The organism is Pseudoalteromonas sp. UCD-33C (assembly GCF_001306895.1).
In the GTDB taxonomy this organism is placed as follows: domain Bacteria; phylum Pseudomonadota; class Gammaproteobacteria; order Enterobacterales; family Alteromonadaceae; genus Pseudoalteromonas.
In genome coordinates this window covers 29,958-49,672 of record NZ_LJTB01000002.1, presented here as the reverse complement: position 1 = coordinate 49,672, position 19,715 = coordinate 29,958, and the positions used below count along the sequence as shown (strand labels likewise).

The window sequence follows — 19,715 nt, the reverse complement described above, 5'->3', positions numbered from 1 at the left end:
GGCAACGACTAGAACTGCAGTGAAACATCAAAGCCATAGCGACGCCCTTCCCCTTTAAAGTCTTCAAGCATGCCTAGGAACGAACTTAAATCGAACTTTAACTGACTGTATTCAGTATCAAATAAATTTTTGCCCCATAAAGTAAATGACCAATTATCAACATCATATTTTAGATGCGCATTAACAATGCTAAAGCCGTCTTGGCGGGCATAAGGGTTCATGTTCTGATCAAAATAAAACTCAGACTGATAATCGTAAATAATGTTGGCCGATAACGGATATGACGCCAAGCTGGTATCATATTTTAATCCCGCTGATACATTCCATTTAGAAGTAAATGGTAGTTGGTTATCGGTAATACTATTGCCAAGTGGGTCAACGTAATCTTCAAATTCAGCATGAGGGATATAGCCAACTGAAAGTAGCATGGCTAATTGCTTAGCTGCTTGGTAATTGATTTCAGTTTCAAGACCATAAATAGTTGAATCGGCAACATTTTCAAGTAATTGCACAGGAGGCATTTGCGGTGTTTCTGACGCTTGGTTCATAAACACTTGTTGGTCGTTATAGTCATAGTAAAACGCCGCCCAATTCATTCTAAGTTGCTTGCCAGGCCAGAACGACTTTAAGCCAACTTCATGGGCATTTAAGCGCTCTTTACCGTAGTTTGCTAAGATTGCTTGTTCTTCAGATGACAAAAAGCCGCCGTTGTAGCCACCACTTTTACTACCATTAGCAAAACGATAATAAAGATTGCTTGCATCTGAATAGCGATAATTAACGGCAAATTGACCAGTAAAGCCATTGTCTGATTGCTCATCGGTAACGCGATAAAATGGTACAAGCACTCCGTCTAAGTCATTCACATCAACCACCGCATTTAACGTGGCGATTGAGTCATATTCAAGTGACTCATAGTCATATCTAAGACCGGCTGTGATCATCCATCTATCTGCGACAGGCACTTCAATTTGGCTAAATACAGCCAAATTTTGCATCTTGATTTCGTTATCGTAGATAAAGGTCGCGGTTAAATTTGTCGGTAAAATACCCCGGAAATCACGCAAAATATCATTTAGATTATCTTGCTCAATCGTCTCATCGGCAAAATAAACACCACTGGTGAGTGTGTGATCAGCAAATTCGTTTAATAACCTGAATTCTTGGCTAAATAGTTGAGTATCTAAACCTAATACTCCTTCGCACAAACGAGCTGGCGAGCCATCGCAGTTAAAAGCGTGGCTTCTTTCGAGATCGTTAAAGCTCGACAGTGAAGTAAATGTACTTTGCTCGTTTAAATGCCAATTAAGTTCAGCAATAAAGCCATAACCATCAGATTTATGAGGTGAGTCATTGTTAACGCTCACCGCAAAAAAATCATCACTGCCATCATTAAAACCAAAGTTATCAAAACAGCGTGTTGAGCCCGCATCTGCTGGTGAACACAGCTCACCCGTTAAAGGGTTCGCGACAATACCAATACTACCAACTGGCTGGGCAATACCATTCCAATCTTCAATATGCGCTTGCAGGTAAAGATCAACGTCATCCCACTCGGACAAAAAAGACACACGGGCATTTTTTTGCTCCATGCCTGCTGTTGGTGAGTCTGCATAGGTATTTTTTGTTGAATATTCGTAGTCTTGATAGTTAACAGCAATACGCATTGCGCTGGAATCTGAGAGTTGCTGATTCCACATACCATCGACGCTGGTGGCGTTGTTATTGGCAACACCTAATGTTAGCGAGCCATAGCTATCAAACTCAGGGCGATTTGAGCGTATTAGTATTGCACCACCGGTAGAATTACGACCAAACAAGGTACCTTGCGGGCCGCGTAAAATATCGAGCTGTTCAATATCGTACAAGTTAACAATTTGATTATTGGCAGACCCCACCGCAACGCCATCAATATACATGGCAACAGGTGAAGTGTTCGCCGTATTATAATCAAGTAACCCCACCCCACGGATACTCACAGCGGGAGGCGTCCCTTCTGCGGCGTTTTGGGTAATTTTAACGTTTGGCGCAAACAAACCAATTTCAGTTGAATCTTTAAAATGCTGAGCTTTTAAAATTTCGCCATTCACTTGGCTTACCGCCACACTTACGTCTTCAATTGCTTGAGGACGCTTTTGTGCATAAACGCTAATAACTTCCATGTCTTTTTCAGTCTCAGCTCCTTGTGCAACAGCGCTTGCCATTACACATGCCGCCAAGCTGGTGCTCGACAACATCATAAACTTAGGATCTTTAAGAAAAGGACGCTTCATTGGCTTTTAGACCTTAAAAGAGGGAAACTTGTTAAATTGTTGTAATTTAGTGGTAAGTATAGACCAAACAATAGATTAAAGTCGCATATAAATCATGTAATTTCATGACTTATACGCATACTTTTTTACAGCTTTATTCACACTAACCTTTTTCGAATGCATGCTCTCCGCTGATTTCGCTTGGCCAACCACATATTGCCCGCGCTGTTTGCATACCGGCCATCACAGCAGCCTCAACACAGCCTGCATTAACCCCGGTTTTTATCCAGTCGCCAGTGATGCGCAAATTAACAAACTGACTGCCATCTGTAGCCAGGCGGTATTTACTCGAATCAACCACAGATAAGACATAGCGCTCACTGGGATCGATATTGACGCGCCAATATTGCTGCTCAAGAACAGGTAAAATGCTATGCGGATCACTGTAAAATACCTGCCAATCAAACTTGTTATCAATATAGGCTTCAGGCCAAAGTGCCCGCATATCTGCGCTAAACAAATTATGCATATTCAATTTTACTTCGGCTTTCATTTGCTCAGGGAATTGATGTGCACTGGCAGGTGGGTAGTTTTCGCAGCTAAACGCACTGCAAAAATAGGCAACATTAACTGGTGAGTTGTCACTTGGCCAATCTTCTTTATCGAGCAAGTTGCCCATTGCAGCCCAAGTATCAAACGGCTCTACAAAGCCACTTAAAATAGGCCCTTCATGAGCAGCATTAGTTTGCGTAAAGCCAAGTTGTGGGTCGGTTTTATTCAACCATACTTGGCAAGCCTGAGTCGCCACACTTTGCACTTTTGTTGCTTGTTGAGAAAGCGCGTAATCTACAGCTAAAAGTTCAGAGGCAACGTGTTCAAGAGAGGCAACCGATACACCTAAAATCAGTGTATCAAAATCAATACCATGGCGAAGCGTCACTGTTGGCAAGGGGGTGCTAAAGTGTTCTTGATACACCTCGGGCCAATTGCTCCAAAATGACTCTAAATTAATTTGATATTCTTGCAATAAGTGCGCTTGTTCAGGGCTGATTTGCTCATACAGTGGCTCACTTGGCCAGCATGGCAGCTGTTTTACATCAATGAGCGGGTCATAATCTTGGCCAACTAAACTCACCTGTTGGCAAAGCTCAATCTCACTTACCTGCGGCTCACCTTGGGCAGTTTGCCCAGCAGATAAGTTAGTTAACTGATGGAAAAACTTAAACTTAACACCGCGCTGCTTTAAAAGCTCATAAATTGGTCCGAAAATAACATCGCCCATGCCTGCTTGCATTTTCCACATCACGCCGCCTTTATAGCAAAGACCTATACGTAGCATAGCAAGGGCGGCAACGCCTGCTTCAACATTGGGTTTACTAAAGTCACCTTTAGGGTAAGCGAACACCAAATCATAAAAGCCGCGCACTGGCGCTGAATCGACGCTGTAAGTTTTATTCGCACCATTTTTTTCGAGCCACTGACGAAAATCGTAGCAATTAATGACACCAAAACCGTCGCGATATACTTTGTCTTTAATCAGTCCTGTGAGCATTGCAATCGCAAGATCGGCACAAATATAAAGTCTGCGCAGCTCTGGGTTGTCATCTAGTAGATCAATAACTTGGTCTTTAAACCAACGTTTTAACTTTCTGACGATGTACCAAATCACCAGCCGATCGGCCTGCTTATCTGTATGGGTGGCCTGCTTTTCGGTGAACTGCAGCAAATGAGTTATCAATGTTCGTGGGTTCGAGGCAATTTCAGTTGCACCTGCTTCAATATCATCAATAAACTGCTTTGCGCCATTTAAATGGGTATCAATGTCTGCTTTGATTTCTTGATACATGTGTTTGAGTAACGATTGATCCCGTGATTTTTTAGTCACTAAAATGGTTTTAGCAGCTTGCTGCTGACAAACATGCTCAATGCCTTCGGTCCATTTTTTTAGCCATGCTAATGTCATGGTGACAAAGTCCCACACTGTTATATCTAGGCTGCCATCAGCGGGGTTGCCTTCAACAGTTGGAAAATCAATTGGCCAAGTTTGCCATTCGTTATCAATAAACTCTTGTAAGGCAATAAAACTGTGTGGTTTAAATGCCTGCTGCCAAGTAGCCAATGAACAACTAGCAGGTCGATTGAGTGAGTTATATACCCCTTCTAAGGTGCGAAAGCTATTCACATAGGCGCCAAACCAAACATGTAAACCATGCTCTTCGATGCGCTGTCCAAAATGGGCGTTTCGGCCACTCGCCCCTTTACCGCCAAGGCGCCAACCCTGTTGATAAACGGTAATTTCGCGCTGGCTTTGCCAATTAGCTTGCTCGGTTAAATACACTGCCGCAGTCATCGCTGCAACACCGCCACCAACAATGGTGATTTTTTCTTTTTCCATGGTTACCCCTGTGCTGGTAACAGTTGTGTTGCGCCAAGCTGGTCAAAATCCATATTGACGTAAAAAGGTAAATGAACTGCTTGTTTGCCAAGTGCGATGCCAAACATGTCATTCAAAGGAAAGCTCGCAAGAGCTTTTACATCCAAACTAAAATCATTGTGTAAAAGTTTTAATTGGTGAATTTTTTTGATTAACGATGGTGAGTGAACCACGCTTTGATAAACGGCTTTATCTCCTTGGCCATCGGGAAATTGTTTAAACAAAATCTGATCCATCTGCGGATGAATAAACCCGTCTAACAATTGTTTAAGAAGCGATAAATCAATGCCTTTAATTTGCGCATCAAACAAATCGGTAACGTGTTTAGAAAAATGCGATAAGTTATCGAGTAGGTTTTCCTTGGTACTTGCCTGTGTTTGCTCAATGGTTAATAGCTCATGCAATGCTAATTTAGAGTCTGGGTTAAACACATCAAAACATTCTAAAGAAATACTAAAGGCGCCTGCATCACTCACAGCAGTTGGCATTTGATATTCACAGAGGTATTTATTGTAGCCCCAGGCTTCCCGGCCATTAATCAAAGCATAAATGTTATTAACGCTAATAAATGCCGGATACCAATATAAATGGCTAATATCACCATCTTGCATTTTTGCTACCGGCAGCCAAATAATAATATCGGTTTCTTGCATCCAGCCATGCTCTGAAAACGGTGGCGTTAATGAAGAAATTTTTTCGATATCAGTGAAGGTAAGTAAACAAGTACTCCCTAACACATTAAACGAGGTTGATTCAGTTGCTAGTAGATTTAAAGTTGCATCAACATAGTACTGCATTTTTTGCTCGCAGCCAGACACAAAAAAACCATACATTTGCGCGTTGATCATTCGACAAGGTGGTTTAGCAACCGGGTTAGATAAGAAGTGGCTGTAATTTATTTGGTCCGTCATAGTCATTACTTATATTGTTGTTTAGTAATGACTATAGACCAGTTTTTTAATCGTTGGGGACAAGTTCTGAGTTACAACACTCTTTTAATAGCTGTTCGGTAAATTGCTGATAACCGAGCTGATTAAAATTCTCAGATAGCGGGTTCATAAACCCATGACCATAGTCGGCTATTTCACAGCTCACCTTGGCTTTACTTTTTAATGAAGCAATCACTGGCTTAATATCAAAATGCTCTTCACTGTGGGGAAAAATAAATCGACAAGGAACGTTAGCCTCAAGCTCAAGGTGATGTCTAACTTGGGATGGATAAAAGGCAATAATTTTTTTAATAAATAAATTTTTTAACTCTGCTTGAGCTCGCCAAACGGCAGCTGCGCCTGCACTAAATGCAATAATCGTGGTTGGCTGACGAATAGTAGCCATTTTTAAATGTACTAGCTCAAAATAACTGTCATGGCCGCATTGAGTCATAAAATGTTGATATTGAAACTGCTCATTTATGGGGAGCTGAATTTCCCCCATGTAAGGGTCACAAAGACTCACTTTACCACGAAGCTGCTGAGCAAGCAGCGATAAATGCGCTGTTTTACCGAATATATCTGATACCAAAAGGTAATTCATAAGCATACTTCTTATTGTTATTTTGTGCCTAATCACAATACGCCTGTTTCTGTTAAACATCCAGAGATTATTTTTGATGTTTAAAAAATAAACCTTGCGCTTAATTGATTCTTACAGTACTCTGATTGTCTGGTTTTTAGAAACCACGCGGTTAACCCCTTACCTTGATCCAGTAATTCCCGCATATTCGTATAAATACTTGCAGCTTGTTCACTAAATGACATTTTGATGAATTTTCAAATCATCACCAAACTGTCACAAACTTAGTCGACACTGTTAGCAAGACAACAAATGTCGGTCTGTATTTTTTAAATGCCTATTAAAGCTCTACAGACACAGACAAAAGAAAAAGTGAGTTTTATTATGTCATATAAATACAACGGATCTTTGATCCAGATCGCACATCCAGTGCAATCAATCTCGGTAAATAAACAGCGTGTAATTTTTAGTGACACGCAGGGCTTAAAAAATGCCATCTTCCAAAAGGCTAGTGATGCACGCCAATTTGTGAAGTGGTTAAAAGCCAACTAAACCCTACCGATAAACGCCAGCCAACAAGCTGGCGTTTTAGTTTTCACCACCAGCCACATAAGCCTATATTCCTGCTACACTTATATTTTAGTTCCTAAATAGGTAGTAACTATGCGTAGTGTGTGGTCTATTTTACTATTACTTTTTTGCTTGCCAGCTTATGCAAATAAGCAACCTAAAGCCATTGAGTGGATCATGGTTGATTTTGCCCCCTACTACATCATGCATGATAAATATGAAGGCACAGGTCGTGATGAAAGTGTGATCAAATTATTAGAAAAAGCACTGCCTGAGGTTTCATTTAAACGCACTTTATTGCCAGCCAGTCGTGCTGTGCATGAACTATCAAACCCACAAAATAATTACTGTATGCTGTCGTTATATCAAAGCGAGCACCGCAAGCAGCATATTCAGTTTACTGAACATTCATCAACTGTTGGTTTGTCGCCGTCTATTGCAATACGTAAAGAGTTAGCAACAAAACTTAAGCTAGACTCAACAAAACCTGTGTCACTTAAATCATTACTAGCCGAAAACCTTGCTTTAGGGGTCTCTATGAGCCGCTCTTTTGGAGCAAATATCGACAAAGTTATTAACGAAAGTCATGACGCTAATATTATCTCACGCCCCGGCAGAGACACCCTCGCAAGCCTAACTTATATGCTACAAAAAAAGCGTATTGATATATTACTTGGCTACCCTAGCGAACATTATTACTTGGCTCATTCCATGGGCTTTGAAGATGACTTAACTCAACTATCACTTACTGAAGCTCCGGCGTTAAGCATTGGCTATATAGGCTGCACTAAAAACAAGCAAGGTGAAGTAACGGTAAAATTATTAGATGAAGCTCTTGAGAAAATCGCTCATACAGATGCTTTTCATGATGTTTTAGTTCGCTGGCTACCGGATAATTTGCAGCCCATTTTAGAAAAGAGATTAAAAGATAGAAACGAAAGTGCCGCTCATTAAGCGGCACTTTTAATTTTACCAACCCACAGTTATGCGAATTGGCGGTCGTATTAACGGTGCTTACTTACGTACACCTTCAATGAATAAACCAATATCAACATGGGTTGAAGCCGGACCAAGGTTGTAGTCAATACCATAGTCAGTCAATTTAAGACTTGTTTCGCCTTCAAAACCAACACGGTAACCACCCCACGGATCTTTACCTTCACCAATTTTGTCAATTTCAAAAGTAATGGTTTTGGTTACACCATTTAAGGTAAATTCACCTGTAACATCTGCTTCGTCACCGTCCTCATCAAACTTGATTGAGGTACTTTTAAATGTTGCAGTTGGGTATTTATCAACATTTAAGAAGTCTTTACCGCGTAAGTGCTTGTCACGCTCAGCATGGTTTGAGTCGATGCTTTTAGTATCAATCGTTACATTGATTTTAGATGCATTAGGCGCTTTATCGTCATAGCTAAAATCACCTGAGAAAGTATTAAAACGACCATGTAACCAGCTGTAACCTAAGTGCTTAATTTTAAAAGTTACAAATGCGTGTGCACCGTCTGTATCAATAACGTAGTCAGCTGCATTTGCGTTTGCTGTTGAGAAAAGTGCAGCACTGAGTGCTGTGCCTAATAGTAATTTTTTCATGTTAATCATCCTTCAATGGTTTGATCATTCTAATTAAGGTTTTATCTTTATCGATAAAATGATGTTTTAGTGCCCCTAAAGCATGTAAAACAACCACAGCTATTAGCCCATACGCGGCATAAAAGTGAATTTTACCTGCAATATCTTCTTGGTTTGCGACCGACTCGGGTAATGCCGGTACAGCAAATAAATTAAATACTTCAATTGCACGGCCATCAGCCGTAGAGATTAGATAGCCAGATGTCACAATGACAATTAAAGCTAAATAAATTAGTTTATGGACTGAGTGTGCAACTCGATTCATTGCTTTTGAACTACCTGCAACAGGCTCAGGTTGGGTGCCTAATAAGCGCCAACCAAAACGAAACAACAATAATGCAGCTAAGGTAATACCCACGCTTTTATGTAAGTCCAATGAGCCTTTATACCAAGCGTCGTAATAGGTTAGCTCAACCATATAAACGCCTAAGCCAAACAAACCAAACACCCCAAGTGCCATTAACCAGTGTACTAAGATGGCCACCCAGCCATAACTTGACTTTGAATTCTTTAACATACTCATTTCCCATGAGAACCGTGAAACTAGATACATCTTAAATGACGGCTTATATAATGAAAATAGCGTAAAACGAACAGCTTCTGTGCATATATGCACACCTTAGGGGAAAGGGTAAAGTTGTAAGGGGAAAGGAAAAAGACAAAAGGTGCTAGGTGCTAGGTGTTAGCAGTAGTATGAATACTCGTTGATAAAAGCGTCTAATTCTTAACGTGATAAATTTTTAGTTTTCTCACAACCGATTAATCGCTCACCCCAATAAACTCAGCCGATTTCAAAAGAAGTAACACCGAAAATACGGTTTAATGGCAAACTCGGAGAGTCGTTGGTATACATTCTGGCGGTTTCAAATGACACCTGCATGTTGTACTTCTGTGCTAAAGCAACAGCAGCTTGATTGATTTCTGGCGTATCAAGGAAAATAGCGTCAGATGCACTCACTTTAGATTTTAAAGCAAGGAACAAAGGTTCGGCCAATTCTGGTGAGTCGGCAAATAAAGGGCCAATTTTAAAGCCATTCTGACATTTGCGAATTACCCCGTATCCTGCCAATTTCCCATTGCTCATTACGCCCAACGCGTCGCTCTGGGGTTGGTTTAACCATGCTTTAGTAAAGTTTGCTCTATTAGCAGGGAAAAAAGCCTGTTCGTATGCGTCAATAATTTCGAATGGCACGGCATTAAGATCAACAATATCTGAATTTTGTGGTGAACTACCACCACCTACTCCTGCAAAACGGATATTGCGATAGGCCAGATTAAAACCAGACTTTTTGTAGTTCTCTTGCTGTTCCACCACACCATCAAGGCCAATATTCAACCCTTCAAGACGCTTTAATGCGGCATTCCAGATTTGCATTCCGTAACCTTTACCACGGTAATCAGGTTTAACAATGTAAAAGCCGATAAAGCCAAAAGCATCGTGGTAATTAATGGCAGAAATTGTAGCGATAGGCTCATCGTCAAGAAAACCAACAAGAAACCCTTCAGGATCAGCTGCAAAGTAACACTCTGCATCATTAAGGCCTGGATTCCAGCCTTCTGCTGCTGTCCAATCAATCATGAGTTCGACTTCCTTCTTGATCATGGTTTTGATTGTAAAGTGTTTACTATGCATCTGCTTTCCTTATATTTTCAGTTTATACCAATTCGCTTAATTAAGTGATCTATTTTGAGGCAATAAAACCTCGTTGATAGCAAGGCAAAAATTTCGTTATTTAGTTGTTCTAAATCAGAAATTTTTAACGCAGATAGCGACAGGTTTAATCCCTCAAAATGATTAAGTATTATTGCGGATTGGTATTACTATGACAGCTAACTTAAAACTTACCGCGTAAAGCTTAAAGCTATTAACCTCCAGCTATTCGCCTTCTTCCACCAAACCAACATAAATCTGGCTATTGGCATCTACCTGAAAGCAGCTGATCAGGTTTTCTTTCACCAGCTCTAACATGGCGATAAAGCTAACGACAACACCACTTCTGCCCTCTTCTACCGTAAAAAGAGTACTAAAAGGTAGCTGTGATTGGGCTTCTGAGAGTTTATCTAAGATTAAGCTCATCCGTTCACGGGTCGATAAGGCTTCTGCGGTAATATGATGGTGTTCAAATGTTTTGGCTCGGGCCATAACGTCGCTTAGCGCAACTAACAGGTCTTTCATGTCAACGTCAGGTAACAGTACCTCACGTTCACTGAATTCTGGCACCAGTGCTTCGGCTACAAATATATCGCGGCCTTCGCGAGGGATCTCATCAAGATTTTCTGCGGCTTTTTTAAATTGTTCGTATTCTTGTAAACGTCTTACAAGCTCAGCTCGTGGGTCTTCTTCCTCTTCAAGCTCTTCATGTTTTGGTAATAATAATCGTGATTTAATTTGTGCTAATAACGCCGCCATCACAAGGTATTCACCAGCCAGTTCAAGCTGAAACTCGCTCATCATTTCAACATAACTAACGTATTGCTCTGTAATACTAAAAATAGAGAGCTCTAGTACATCGAGTTTATGTTTTTTGATTAAATACAGAAGTAAATCGAGAGGACCTTCAAAGGTTTCTAAAATGATCTCTAACGCATCGGGTGGAATGTATAAGTCTTCAGGTTTATCGACCACCGCTTTGCCATGCAAAAAAGCCAGTGGCAGCTTTTGCTGTACTGGCTCTTGTAAATTATCTGGCGCGTCAAGCTCTGGGCTAGTCAATGAAGTCTCTACTCAAATGGTTTAGTATCACCACAACCCACACGTAAGATTTCGATATCATCATCCGACAAGTCAATTACTGTGGTTGCCTGTTCAGGAAGATAACCACCATGAATAATTAAATCAACTTGCTTTTCAATGCGATCTCGAATTTCATCAGGATCAGCCTCGGTATATTGCTCATCCGGTAAAATTAAAGAGCACGACATTAACGGCTCACCTAATTCAGCCAATAAAGCACAGGTGATTGGGTGTTCGATAACACGAATACCAATGGTTTTTTTCTTTTCGTTTAATAAACGCTTTGGTACTTCTTTAGTGCCTTTAAAGATGAAAGTATAAGGCCCAGGGGTGTTATTTTTAATTAATCTGAATAACTGATTATCAACACGAGCATAGGTAGATAGCTCTGATAAGTCACGACAGACCAAAGTAAAGTTATGGTGTTTTTCAATACCACGAATACGTTCGATGCGCTCTTTTGCTTGCTTATTACCAATGTTACAGCCAAGTGCATAACCCGAATCGGTTGGGTATACGATAACACCGCCCTGCTTGATAATATCAACCGCTTGGCTGATTAAGCGTGGTTGCGGATTATCTGGATGAATATGAAAAAACTGACTCATTACACGCTCCTATTGCCCTTCCCATGCTTGCCAAACCCCTTGGCAATCTTTTGGTAAGTATAAATTTTTACCTAACTCCAACCAACTGGTCGGAAAATGAAAATCTGACCCTTGTGACGCAAGTAAGCCATATTCACGACTCAGTTCACCTAAAAACTGGCGCTCACTGGGTGCTTGCTGTGGTTGTGCAACTTCCATCGCATCGCCACCTGCGTCTTTAAATTCAATAATTAACTTACGTAGCCATTTGTTAGACATTTGATAACGCCCAGGATGAGCAAGAACGGCAACCCCACCGGCTTGGTGAATGGCAGCAATTGCGGTTTGCATATCACACCAACTACTTGGTACATAGCCTGTTTTTCCTCGCCCTAAGTACTTTTTAAATACCCCAGGAAAGTTTTTAGCAACACCACGCTCAATCAGCGCTCGGGCAAAATGCGCTCGTGTGATCTGTGCGTTTTCAGCAAATGTTTTTGCTTGGTCGTAAATGCCTTCAAAACCATTTTTAGCAAGGCGACGACCGATCTCTAAAGCGCGCTCTTCACGCTTGGCTTGTTGCACCTGTAACAATGACAACAGTGCGTCATTTTCATCATCAACATTTAAACCAACAATATGAATTTCAAAGCTTTCCCATTTTGTTGATACTTCAACGCCAGCAATTAATTTAAGCGGTAAATTATCATCTGCAATGACTTGGCGAGCTGGTTTTATCGCATTTAATGTGTCGTGATCGGTAATTGCGAACACATCTATGTTTTTCTCAACCGCGCGGTGTAACAATTGCTCGACTGATAGCTGACCATCTGAGTATGTGGTGTGGCTATGTAAATCGTATTTTATCAAAGGGAAAGACTGCTTTACGTAAGTTCTTGAATCAATGATGTGAGTATAACAAAAATTTAGTGCCAAGGCGTGATTATCTTTTTAGGTTAGACATATATACCCTCATAAATGGGCAATTGCGATGGGTAAATGCCGAACTCGTACTAATATGTAAATTAATGCTTGACAGTATCGGCTCAGGTACGCTTTACTGTATGCACTTTCAGACACGTTAAATAAGCAATAACAATGAACAAAACAATTCAAATCACAATTTGGTGGTGGCACTCGTAACTAGCGGGTGACGAATTGTCGTGTCTAACGATTTCAAAACCCGCTCATGTAGCGGGTTTTTTTATATCTAAATTTTAAGGTTTTATTATGAATTACATAGCAACTCTTACACATCATTGGTGGTGGCGCCTGGCTTAGCGGGACGGTAAGGGTCTATCTAATTTATAGGCATTTTTATACGAACCCCGCCAAGCATAGCTTCGCGGGGTTTTGTTTTTTAAAGAGTTTTTGGGAATGAGGGAGAATGAGGTTTGATTTTTAGTCATATAACAACGACACCGGGTGAAGTAACCAGTATCACTCAAGTGCGCGACTACATCAGTAGCCCACTTGCGTTATACAGTTTACTCGATAAGCCTAATTCACTGCTGTTAGAGTCTGCTGAAATTGATTCTAAAGACAGTGTAAAAAGTCTAATTTTGGTTGACTCAGCGCTACGTATTGTTTGCCAAGGCAAACAGGTCATACTCACTGCACAGTCAAATAACGGCAAACAATTACTGCCTTATTTACAAACTCATGTGCAAAACTGCTCTGCTGAGCTTGTAGAAGACACATTAACGTTAACCTACAACGAAGTCGCAAGCGACATTGATGAAGCCAGTAAATTAGTAGCAGATAACGCATTTAGCGCGCTACGTAGCTGTATTAATAGTATTAAAAGCACCACAGATAACCCATTTTCTGTGTTCTTAGGCGGTGTATTTGCCTACGATATGGTTGCTAATTTCGAAACTCTTTCTGATGTGCCTGACGGCGAAAACAGCTGCCCAGATTATGTTTTCTACCTAGCCGAAACGTTAGTTGTCATCGACCATCAAGCAAAAACAACCGAGCTAATTGGCAATGTATTTAACGGCCCTGAAGTTCATGCTAATTGCTTTGAGGTTGGTCAACAATTAGAGCGTTTAAATGCCGTATGTGACAACGCACAAAGCTACCAAGGGCAAAAGCAAACCGGCTCAAACCCAATTTCTGTTGATGTTAGCGACGAGCAATACTGCGAACATGTCATCAAGTTAAAAAACAACATCGTTGATGGCGATATTTTCCAAGTTGTTCCATCACGTACTTTTTCTCTCGCCTGCCCTGACTCACTTCATGCTTACAGCCAACTAAAACAACAAAACCCAAGCCCATATATGTTTTACATGCGCGATGAAGAGTTCGTGTTATTCGGCGCATCACCCGAGTCAGCCCTCAAATATTGCGCAGAGAGTAAACAAGTTGAGGTATACCCAATTGCTGGTACTCGCCCTCGTGGCAAGTTTGCTAACGGGCAAATTAATCCAGACCTAGACAGCCGCATTGAGCTTGAACTTCGCAACGACCAAAAAGAACGTGCCGAGCACCTTATGTTAGTTGATTTAGCACGAAATGATGTAGCCCGTATTAGCGTACCAGGCACACGTCACGCTAAAGAGTTATTAAAAGTAGACCGCTACTCACAAGTGATGCATTTAGTTTCACGCGTGGTGGGTACTTTAAAACCTGAACTCGATGCGCTGCATGCTTACCAAGCTTGTATGAACATGGGCACCTTAGTGGGTGCACCTAAAGTACGCGCTGCTGAGTTAGTTCGTCAAACCGAACAAAAACGCCGCGGCAGCTATGGAGGTGCAGTGGGTTATTTAACGGGCGATGGCGCCATGGATAGCTGTATTGTTATTCGCTCTGCGTTTGTTAAAAACGGCACCGCCTACGTACAAGCAGGTGCAGGTGTAGTGTTTGATTCAGACCCACAATCAGAAGCCAATGAAACCCGCGCTAAAGCACAAGCTGTGATCACTGCGATTCAATCGACTTACGAGGCACAATAATGACGACAACATCAGCCTATAAAATCTACTTTTTAGATAACTTTGATTCATTTAGTTATAACTTAGTCGATGAACTTTCTATGTTAGGGTGCCAGTTAGTGGTATACCGTAATAACATCAGTGCACAAAGCATCTTTGACAAAATGTGCCAAGAAACCGTACCTGTGTTATTAGTACTTTCACCCGGCCCTGGCGCACCATCTGATGCGGGTTGTTTAATGGAACTCATTGAGCTGTGTAAAGGCCGCTTCCCTATGCTGGGCATCTGTTTAGGCCAGCAAGCACTAACACAAAGCTACGGTGGGATTATTGGTCATGCAGGTGAAACAGTGCATGGCAAGTCATCAATTATTGAGTTGACTGAGCACCCTGTATTTGCAGGTATGGGCGATAAAATGCCGGTTGCTCGTTATCATTCATTAATGGCAACCAAAGTCCCTGATGACGTTGAAGTAATTGCTTGTTATGAAAATATTCCAATGGCAATTTACCATCAACAAGATAATGCCCTTGGCTATCAGTTTCATCCTGAGTCAATTTTAACGCCAAATGGCGCATTGCTATTACAGCAAAGCATTGAATTTTTAACCGCACGCGTGCAGTAGAGGAATAACATGGAAGCAACAACTCAAACCCAGTTAAACCAATTATTAGCAAAGCAAGATTTATCGTTTTCGCAAGCAACTGCACTGTTTGACGCCATCATGAATGGCAAGCTTAATGATATTGAATTAACTGCAGCACTTATCGCCCTAAAACTAAAAGGCGAAACAAGTGATGAAATCGCCGGTGCTGCAGCATCAATGCGCGCCAATGCAGTGCCATTTCAAACCAGCAAAACCTTGCTTGCCGATAGCTGTGGTACCGGTGGCGATGGCTCAAACACAATTAATATTAGTACCACGGCTGCTATTGTTGCCGCCGCTGCGGGCATCAACATGGTCAAACATGGTAATCGCAGTGTGTCGAGTAATTCGGGCTCTGCGGATTTACTAAAAGCCTTGGGTATCAATATTGATATGAGCCCTGAGCAAGCTGCCCGTTGTTTAGAAAATACCGGCTTTACATTTTTATTTGCACCGCATTATCACAGTGGTGTACGCCATGCGATGGGCGTGCGTACGGCCCTTAAAAGCCGCACAATTTTTAATATTTTAGGGCCACTGGCCAATCCTTCTGCCCCTGAGGTGCAATTACTTGGTGTTTATGACCCTTCGCTGTGTTTACCAATGGCCGAAACCTTAAAAACCCTTGGCACAAAACGCGCTATGGTGGTTCATGGTGCAGGCACTGACGAAATTGCCTTACACGGGACAACCAAAGTGGTTGAACTTAATAACGGTGAACTGAGCGAATACACGCTAATAGCGAGCGATTTTGGTCTTGCAAACTATTCACTTGAACAACTAGCAGGCCAAGGCCCAGAATATAACGCAAAAGCAAGCTTAGCGATTTTACAAGGTCAAGGTGAAATGGCGCATAACGCAGCCATTATAGCCAACGTTGCCGCTCTTCTTTATTTAACTGATAAAGCAAGTGATTTAAAAGTAGCCGCAGATCAAGTAAGCGAATTATTAGCATCAGGCAAAGCGATGGACACATTGAACGCAATTATTGAGGTAAGTCATGGCTAACGTGTTAGACAAAATTGTTGCCGACAAACGTATTGAATTAGAACAAAGAAAAGCACAGCGCCCGCTTGAGTCATTCATTAGCGAGGTTGTGCCAACCAAGCGAGACTTTGAAGCGGCATTAGCAGCAACCGGTACGCAGTTTATTTTAGAATGTAAAAAGGCCTCACCGTCAAAAGGGCTTATTCGTGAACCATTCAATTTAGAGGAAATTACATCGGTTTATAAAAAGTACGCAACCTGTATGAGCGTACTAACGGATGAAAAATATTTCCAAGGCAGCTATCAGTACCTTGAGTATGTGCGCAGCCAAGTTGAACAGCCGCTTATTTGTAAAGATTTCTTTATTGATGAGTACCAAGTTTATTTAGCACGCTTATCTGGTGGTGATGCCATTTTATTAATGCTCTCAGTCCTTGATGACGAGCAATATTTAGCGCTTCACAAAGTGGCTGATTCTTTAAATATGTCAGTACTCACTGAAGTTAGTAATGAGCAAGAAGTCAGTCGTGCTCTTGCACTGAATGCCAGCCTTATCGGTATTAATAACCGCGACCTTCGTGATTTAAGTACTGACCTTGCAACAACAGAGCGTTTACGTCAGCTTATCCCAAATGACAAAGTAGTGATCTCAGAGTCGGGCATTTATACCCATAAAGATGTAAAACGCCTTGCACCATTGTGCGATGGCTTTTTAATTGGCAGCTCACTGATGGCTGAGCGCGACTTAGAGGCCGCGTGTCGTAAAGTGATTTTAGGTGAGAACAAAGTGTGCGGTTTAACCCGTTCACAAGATGCGATGGCAGCCTACGCAAGTGGAGCTGTGTATGGTGGCTTAATTTTTTATCCTAAGTCACCGCGCTATGTTGATATCGACTGTGCCAAGCAAGTTACGCAAAGTGCCCCACTCGCGTATGTGGGTGTGTTTGTCAATGCACCGCTTGAACAAGTGGTCGATTATGCACAAAGCTTAAAATTAGCTGCAGTGCAATTACATGGCGATGAGAATAGCGAATATATTCAAAGTCTCAGAAAGCAATTACCGCTTGGCTGTGAAATTTGGAAAGCCCAAGCCGTTAAAGGTGAATTACCTAAACCGCTTGAAGGGGTTGATCGCCATTTATACGATACTTACAGCAAAAGCCAAAAAGGCGGCACAGGCGAAGCATTTGATTGGTCAGTGCTAGAGGCGGCAACCGTGCCGTTTATGTTAGCCGGGGGTTTAAACCCAGAAAATATCCATGCAGCGCTTTATCGCGGTGCTAACGGCCTTGACCTAAATTCTGGCGTTGAAGCGTCAGCGGGTAAAAAGTGCCAAACAAAATTACAAAATGCGTTTTCGCATATCAGAAATTATTGAGGTTAGAATGCAAAATCCAGCTTATTTCGGTGAATTCGGTGGTATGTTTGTACCACAGCTGCTTGTGCCAGCACTCAAGCAACTAGAAGCAGAGTTTAATAAATCACAAAACGATCCAGCTTTTCAGGCTGAGTTTGAAAAACTATTAAATGAATACGCAGGTCGCCCTACACCATTAACACTGACACGTAACTTAGTTAAAAACCCTAAGGTAAAACTGTATTTAAAGCGTGAAGATTTACTCCATGGTGGTGCGCACAAAACCAACCAAGTACTTGGTCAAGCACTCCTTACCAAACGTATGGGTAAAAAAGAAGTGATTGCAGAAACAGGTGCCGGCCAACACGGTGTTGCAACGGCCCTAGCCTGTGCACTACTTGGCTTAAAATGCCGCGTTTACATGGGTGCAAAAGATGTTGAACGTCAGCAACCAAATGTATTTCGTATGAAACTAATGGGCGCAGAGGTTATTCCTGTCACAGCGGGCTCTGGCACCTTAAAAGATGCCGTAAATGAAGCCCTGCGTGACTGGTCAGCAAATTATAAAGACGCTCACTACTTACTAGGCACTGCAGCAGGCCCTCACCCATTCCCTACAATGGTACGTGAGTTCCAAAAAATGATTGGTGAAGAAGCAAAACAACAAGTGCTTAAAGCTGAAGGTCGCTTACCGGATGCGGTGCTGGCTTGTGTAGGTGGTGGTTCTAACGCCATTGGTATGTTTACAGACTTTATTGATGAGCCAAGCGTTAAACTAATTGGTGTAGAGCCTGCTGGTAAAGGCTTAGATACCCACCAGCATGGTGCAACCTTATGTAAAGGCACCAAAGGCATTTTACACGGTACCTATACCTACATTATGCAAGATGATGATGGTCAAATTGAAGAGTCTTACTCTGTATCAGCAGGTCTTGATTACCCTGCTGTTGGCCCACAACATGCTCACTTGCATGAAACTGGCCGTGCTGAGTACGTTGGAATTAGCGATAATGAAGCGCTTGAAGCATTCCAACTACTGGCTAAGAACGAAGGGATCATTCCAGCACTTGAATCAAGCCATGCCCTAGCATATGCCCTTAAATATGCCGAGCAACAAACCGAAGACACTATTTTAGTGGTTAACCTAAGCGGCCGAGGCGATAAAGATTTGGCTCACGTACACAGTGTTTTATCAGAAGGAGGCGCACTATGAGCCAGACTAACCGTTACGGACAACTGTTCGCCACATTAAATGAAACCAACCAAGGTGCTTTTGTACCCTTTGTTACGATTGGCGATCCTAATAAAGCACTGAGCGTAGAAATCATCAAAAGCTTAATTGATGGCGGCGCCGATGCCCTTGAGCTAGGTATTCCATTTTCTGATCCGATTGCAGATGGCCCGGTGATCCAAGCGGCCAACATTCGTGCACTTGATGAAAACATCAATACCCTAGATTGCTTTGATATCATCAAACAAGTGCGCCAGTATAATGCTGATATTCCAATTGGCCTGTTATTGTATTCAAACTTAGTGTTTAAACGTGGCATTGAGAAGTTTTATCAAGATGCTAAAGAGGCCGGTGTCGATTCAATTTTAGTGGCTGACGTGCCGCTACATGAATCAAAGCTATTTCGCCAAACAGCAATGAAAAATGGCATCGACCCAATTTTTATTGCTACACCGAATGCTGATGATGACACTTTACGAGAGTGTGCGTCATATGGTCGTGGTTACACATACCTTCTTTCACGCGCAGGTGTAACAGGCACAGAAACCAAGGCACAAATGCCAGCAGATTCATTAGTTAAAAAACTAAAAGACTACCATGCTGCACCGGCATTACTTGGTTTTGGTGTATCAACACCAGAAGATGTTAAATCAGCTCTTGAGTCAGGAGCTGCTGGTGCGATTTCAGGCTCTGCGGTTGTTAAAATCATCGAGGCAAATCTTGATGATCAAGCAGCAATGCTAACTGGTTTAAAAGAGTTTGTAGCTAGTATGAAAGCAGCTACAAAGTAAGTTTGTTTTATTACTTAAAAAAGGGCCATAAAGGCCCTT

Annotated in this window: 17 protein-coding genes; 7 read left to right on the top strand and 10 right to left on the bottom strand. The window is 41.8% G+C overall.

Annotated features, from left to right (window positions below; translation table 11 throughout):
* Positions 1-8: 8 nt before the first annotated feature.
* From AOG26_RS03425 to AOG26_RS03410, 4 genes are all read right to left on the bottom strand, one after another.
* Positions 9-2,273 carry a TonB-dependent receptor gene (locus AOG26_RS03425; RefSeq protein ID WP_235575460.1) on the bottom strand — a complete coding sequence of 755 codons (2,265 nt, stop codon included), beginning with the start codon at positions 2,271-2,273 and terminating at the stop codon, positions 9-11.
* Between the two features lie 142 nt (positions 2,274-2,415).
* The gene (locus tag AOG26_RS03420; protein ID WP_054561241.1) at positions 2,416-4,647 is read right to left on the bottom strand and encodes an NAD(P)-binding protein; all 2,232 of its coding nucleotides are present in this window, start codon (positions 4,645-4,647) and stop codon (positions 2,416-2,418) included.
* A gap of 2 nt (positions 4,648-4,649) precedes the next feature.
* Positions 4,650-5,597, bottom strand: coding sequence for a hypothetical protein (locus AOG26_RS03415; protein ID WP_054561240.1), 948 nt, complete (start codon positions 5,595-5,597; stop codon positions 4,650-4,652).
* 46 nt (positions 5,598-5,643) lie between these two features.
* Positions 5,644-6,219, bottom strand: a complete 576-nt coding sequence (locus tag AOG26_RS03410; protein ID WP_054561239.1) for a hypothetical protein — start codon at positions 6,217-6,219, stop codon at positions 5,644-5,646.
* 642 nt (positions 6,220-6,861) lie between these two features.
* Here AOG26_RS03410 and AOG26_RS03400 point away from each other — a divergent pair.
* Complete coding sequence (locus AOG26_RS03400) at positions 6,862-7,722, top strand: TIGR02285 family protein (protein ID WP_054561237.1); 861 nt, start codon at positions 6,862-6,864, stop codon at positions 7,720-7,722.
* A gap of 60 nt (positions 7,723-7,782) precedes the next feature.
* On the opposite strand, the gene AOG26_RS03395 is transcribed toward AOG26_RS03400, so the two are convergent.
* The 6 genes from AOG26_RS03395 to rnm form a co-directional block, all read right to left on the bottom strand.
* Entirely contained in the window at positions 7,783-8,361 is a 579-nt protein-coding gene (locus tag AOG26_RS03395; RefSeq protein ID WP_054561236.1) for a YceI family protein, read from the bottom strand.
* A gap of 1 nt (position 8,362) precedes the next feature.
* Complete coding sequence (locus AOG26_RS03390; protein WP_054552924.1) at positions 8,363-8,917, bottom strand: cytochrome b; 555 nt, start codon at positions 8,915-8,917, stop codon at positions 8,363-8,365.
* A gap of 264 nt (positions 8,918-9,181) precedes the next feature.
* Positions 9,182-10,033, bottom strand: coding sequence for a GNAT family N-acetyltransferase (locus AOG26_RS03385; protein WP_054561235.1), 852 nt, complete (start codon positions 10,031-10,033; stop codon positions 9,182-9,184).
* A 243-nt stretch (positions 10,034-10,276) separates the two neighbouring features.
* Positions 10,277-11,113 (bottom strand): segregation and condensation protein A, encoded by an 837-nt coding sequence (locus tag AOG26_RS03380; protein ID WP_054561234.1) that lies wholly within the window; start codon positions 11,111-11,113, stop codon positions 10,277-10,279.
* An 8-nt stretch (positions 11,114-11,121) separates the two neighbouring features.
* Positions 11,122-11,742 carry an L-threonylcarbamoyladenylate synthase gene (locus AOG26_RS03375; protein ID WP_054561233.1) on the bottom strand — a complete coding sequence of 207 codons (621 nt, stop codon included), beginning with the start codon at positions 11,740-11,742 and terminating at the stop codon, positions 11,122-11,124.
* Between the two features lie 9 nt (positions 11,743-11,751).
* The gene (gene rnm / locus AOG26_RS03370) at positions 11,752-12,591 is read right to left on the bottom strand and encodes an RNase RNM (RefSeq protein ID WP_054561232.1); all 840 of its coding nucleotides are present in this window, start codon (positions 12,589-12,591) and stop codon (positions 11,752-11,754) included.
* Positions 12,592-13,115: 524 nt separating this feature from the next.
* Here rnm and AOG26_RS03365 point away from each other — a divergent pair.
* The 6 genes from AOG26_RS03365 to trpA are packed head-to-tail and all read left to right on the top strand — an operon-like array spanning position 13,116 to position 19,676.
* The gene (locus tag AOG26_RS03365) at positions 13,116-14,684 is read left to right on the top strand and encodes an anthranilate synthase component 1 (protein WP_054561231.1); all 1,569 of its coding nucleotides are present in this window, start codon (positions 13,116-13,118) and stop codon (positions 14,682-14,684) included.
* Positions 14,684-15,289 carry an aminodeoxychorismate/anthranilate synthase component II gene (locus AOG26_RS03360; RefSeq protein WP_054561230.1) on the top strand — a complete coding sequence of 202 codons (606 nt, stop codon included), beginning with the start codon at positions 14,684-14,686 and terminating at the stop codon, positions 15,287-15,289. Before AOG26_RS03365 ends, AOG26_RS03360 begins: the two co-directional genes overlap by 1 nt.
* A gap of 9 nt (positions 15,290-15,298) precedes the next feature.
* Complete coding sequence (gene trpD / locus AOG26_RS03355; RefSeq protein WP_054561229.1) at positions 15,299-16,318, top strand: anthranilate phosphoribosyltransferase; 1,020 nt, start codon at positions 15,299-15,301, stop codon at positions 16,316-16,318.
* Positions 16,311-17,675 carry a bifunctional indole-3-glycerol-phosphate synthase TrpC/phosphoribosylanthranilate isomerase TrpF gene (gene trpCF / locus AOG26_RS03350; RefSeq protein ID WP_054561228.1) on the top strand — a complete coding sequence of 455 codons (1,365 nt, stop codon included), beginning with the start codon at positions 16,311-16,313 and terminating at the stop codon, positions 17,673-17,675. The genes trpD and trpCF overlap by 8 nt, the downstream gene beginning before the upstream one ends.
* A gap of 7 nt (positions 17,676-17,682) precedes the next feature.
* Positions 17,683-18,867 (top strand): tryptophan synthase subunit beta, encoded by a 1,185-nt coding sequence (trpB, locus tag AOG26_RS03345; protein WP_054561984.1) that lies wholly within the window; start codon positions 17,683-17,685, stop codon positions 18,865-18,867.
* A complete protein-coding gene (trpA, locus tag AOG26_RS03340; RefSeq protein ID WP_054561227.1) occupies positions 18,864-19,676 on the top strand; it encodes a tryptophan synthase subunit alpha in 813 nt (270 codons plus the stop codon). The genes trpB and trpA overlap by 4 nt, the downstream gene beginning before the upstream one ends.
* Positions 19,677-19,715 lie beyond the last annotated feature (39 nt).

What these genes read in the sequence shown, in the direction of transcription:
- AOG26_RS03425 (WP_235575460.1), bottom strand. Translation starts at nt 2,273, where the DNA reads ATGAAGCGTCCTTTTCTTAAAGATCCTAAGTTTATGATGTTGTCGAGC.
- AOG26_RS03420 (WP_054561241.1), bottom strand. Translation starts at nt 4,647, where the DNA reads ATGGAAAAAGAAAAAATCACCATTGTTGGTGGCGGTGTTGCAGCGATG.
- AOG26_RS03415 (WP_054561240.1), bottom strand. Translation starts at nt 5,597, where the DNA reads ATGACGGACCAAATAAATTACAGCCACTTCTTATCTAACCCGGTTGCT.
- AOG26_RS03410 (WP_054561239.1), bottom strand. Translation starts at nt 6,219, where the DNA reads ATGAATTACCTTTTGGTATCAGATATATTCGGTAAAACAGCGCATTTA.
- AOG26_RS03400 (WP_054561237.1), top strand. Translation starts at nt 6,862, where the DNA reads ATGCGTAGTGTGTGGTCTATTTTACTATTACTTTTTTGCTTGCCAGCT.
- AOG26_RS03395 (WP_054561236.1), bottom strand. Translation starts at nt 8,361, where the DNA reads ATGAAAAAATTACTATTAGGCACAGCACTCAGTGCTGCACTTTTCTCA.
- AOG26_RS03390 (WP_054552924.1), bottom strand. Translation starts at nt 8,917, where the DNA reads ATGTTAAAGAATTCAAAGTCAAGTTATGGCTGGGTGGCCATCTTAGTA.
- AOG26_RS03385 (WP_054561235.1), bottom strand. Translation starts at nt 10,033, where the DNA reads ATGCATAGTAAACACTTTACAATCAAAACCATGATCAAGAAGGAAGTC.
- AOG26_RS03375 (WP_054561233.1), bottom strand. Translation starts at nt 11,742, where the DNA reads ATGAGTCAGTTTTTTCATATTCATCCAGATAATCCGCAACCACGCTTA.
- AOG26_RS03360 (WP_054561230.1), top strand. Translation starts at nt 14,684, where the DNA reads ATGACGACAACATCAGCCTATAAAATCTACTTTTTAGATAACTTTGAT.
- trpD (WP_054561229.1), top strand. Translation starts at nt 15,299, where the DNA reads ATGGAAGCAACAACTCAAACCCAGTTAAACCAATTATTAGCAAAGCAA.
- trpCF (WP_054561228.1), top strand. Translation starts at nt 16,311, where the DNA reads ATGGCTAACGTGTTAGACAAAATTGTTGCCGACAAACGTATTGAATTA.
- trpB (WP_054561984.1), top strand. Translation starts at nt 17,683, where the DNA reads ATGCAAAATCCAGCTTATTTCGGTGAATTCGGTGGTATGTTTGTACCA.
- trpA (WP_054561227.1), top strand. Translation starts at nt 18,864, where the DNA reads ATGAGCCAGACTAACCGTTACGGACAACTGTTCGCCACATTAAATGAA.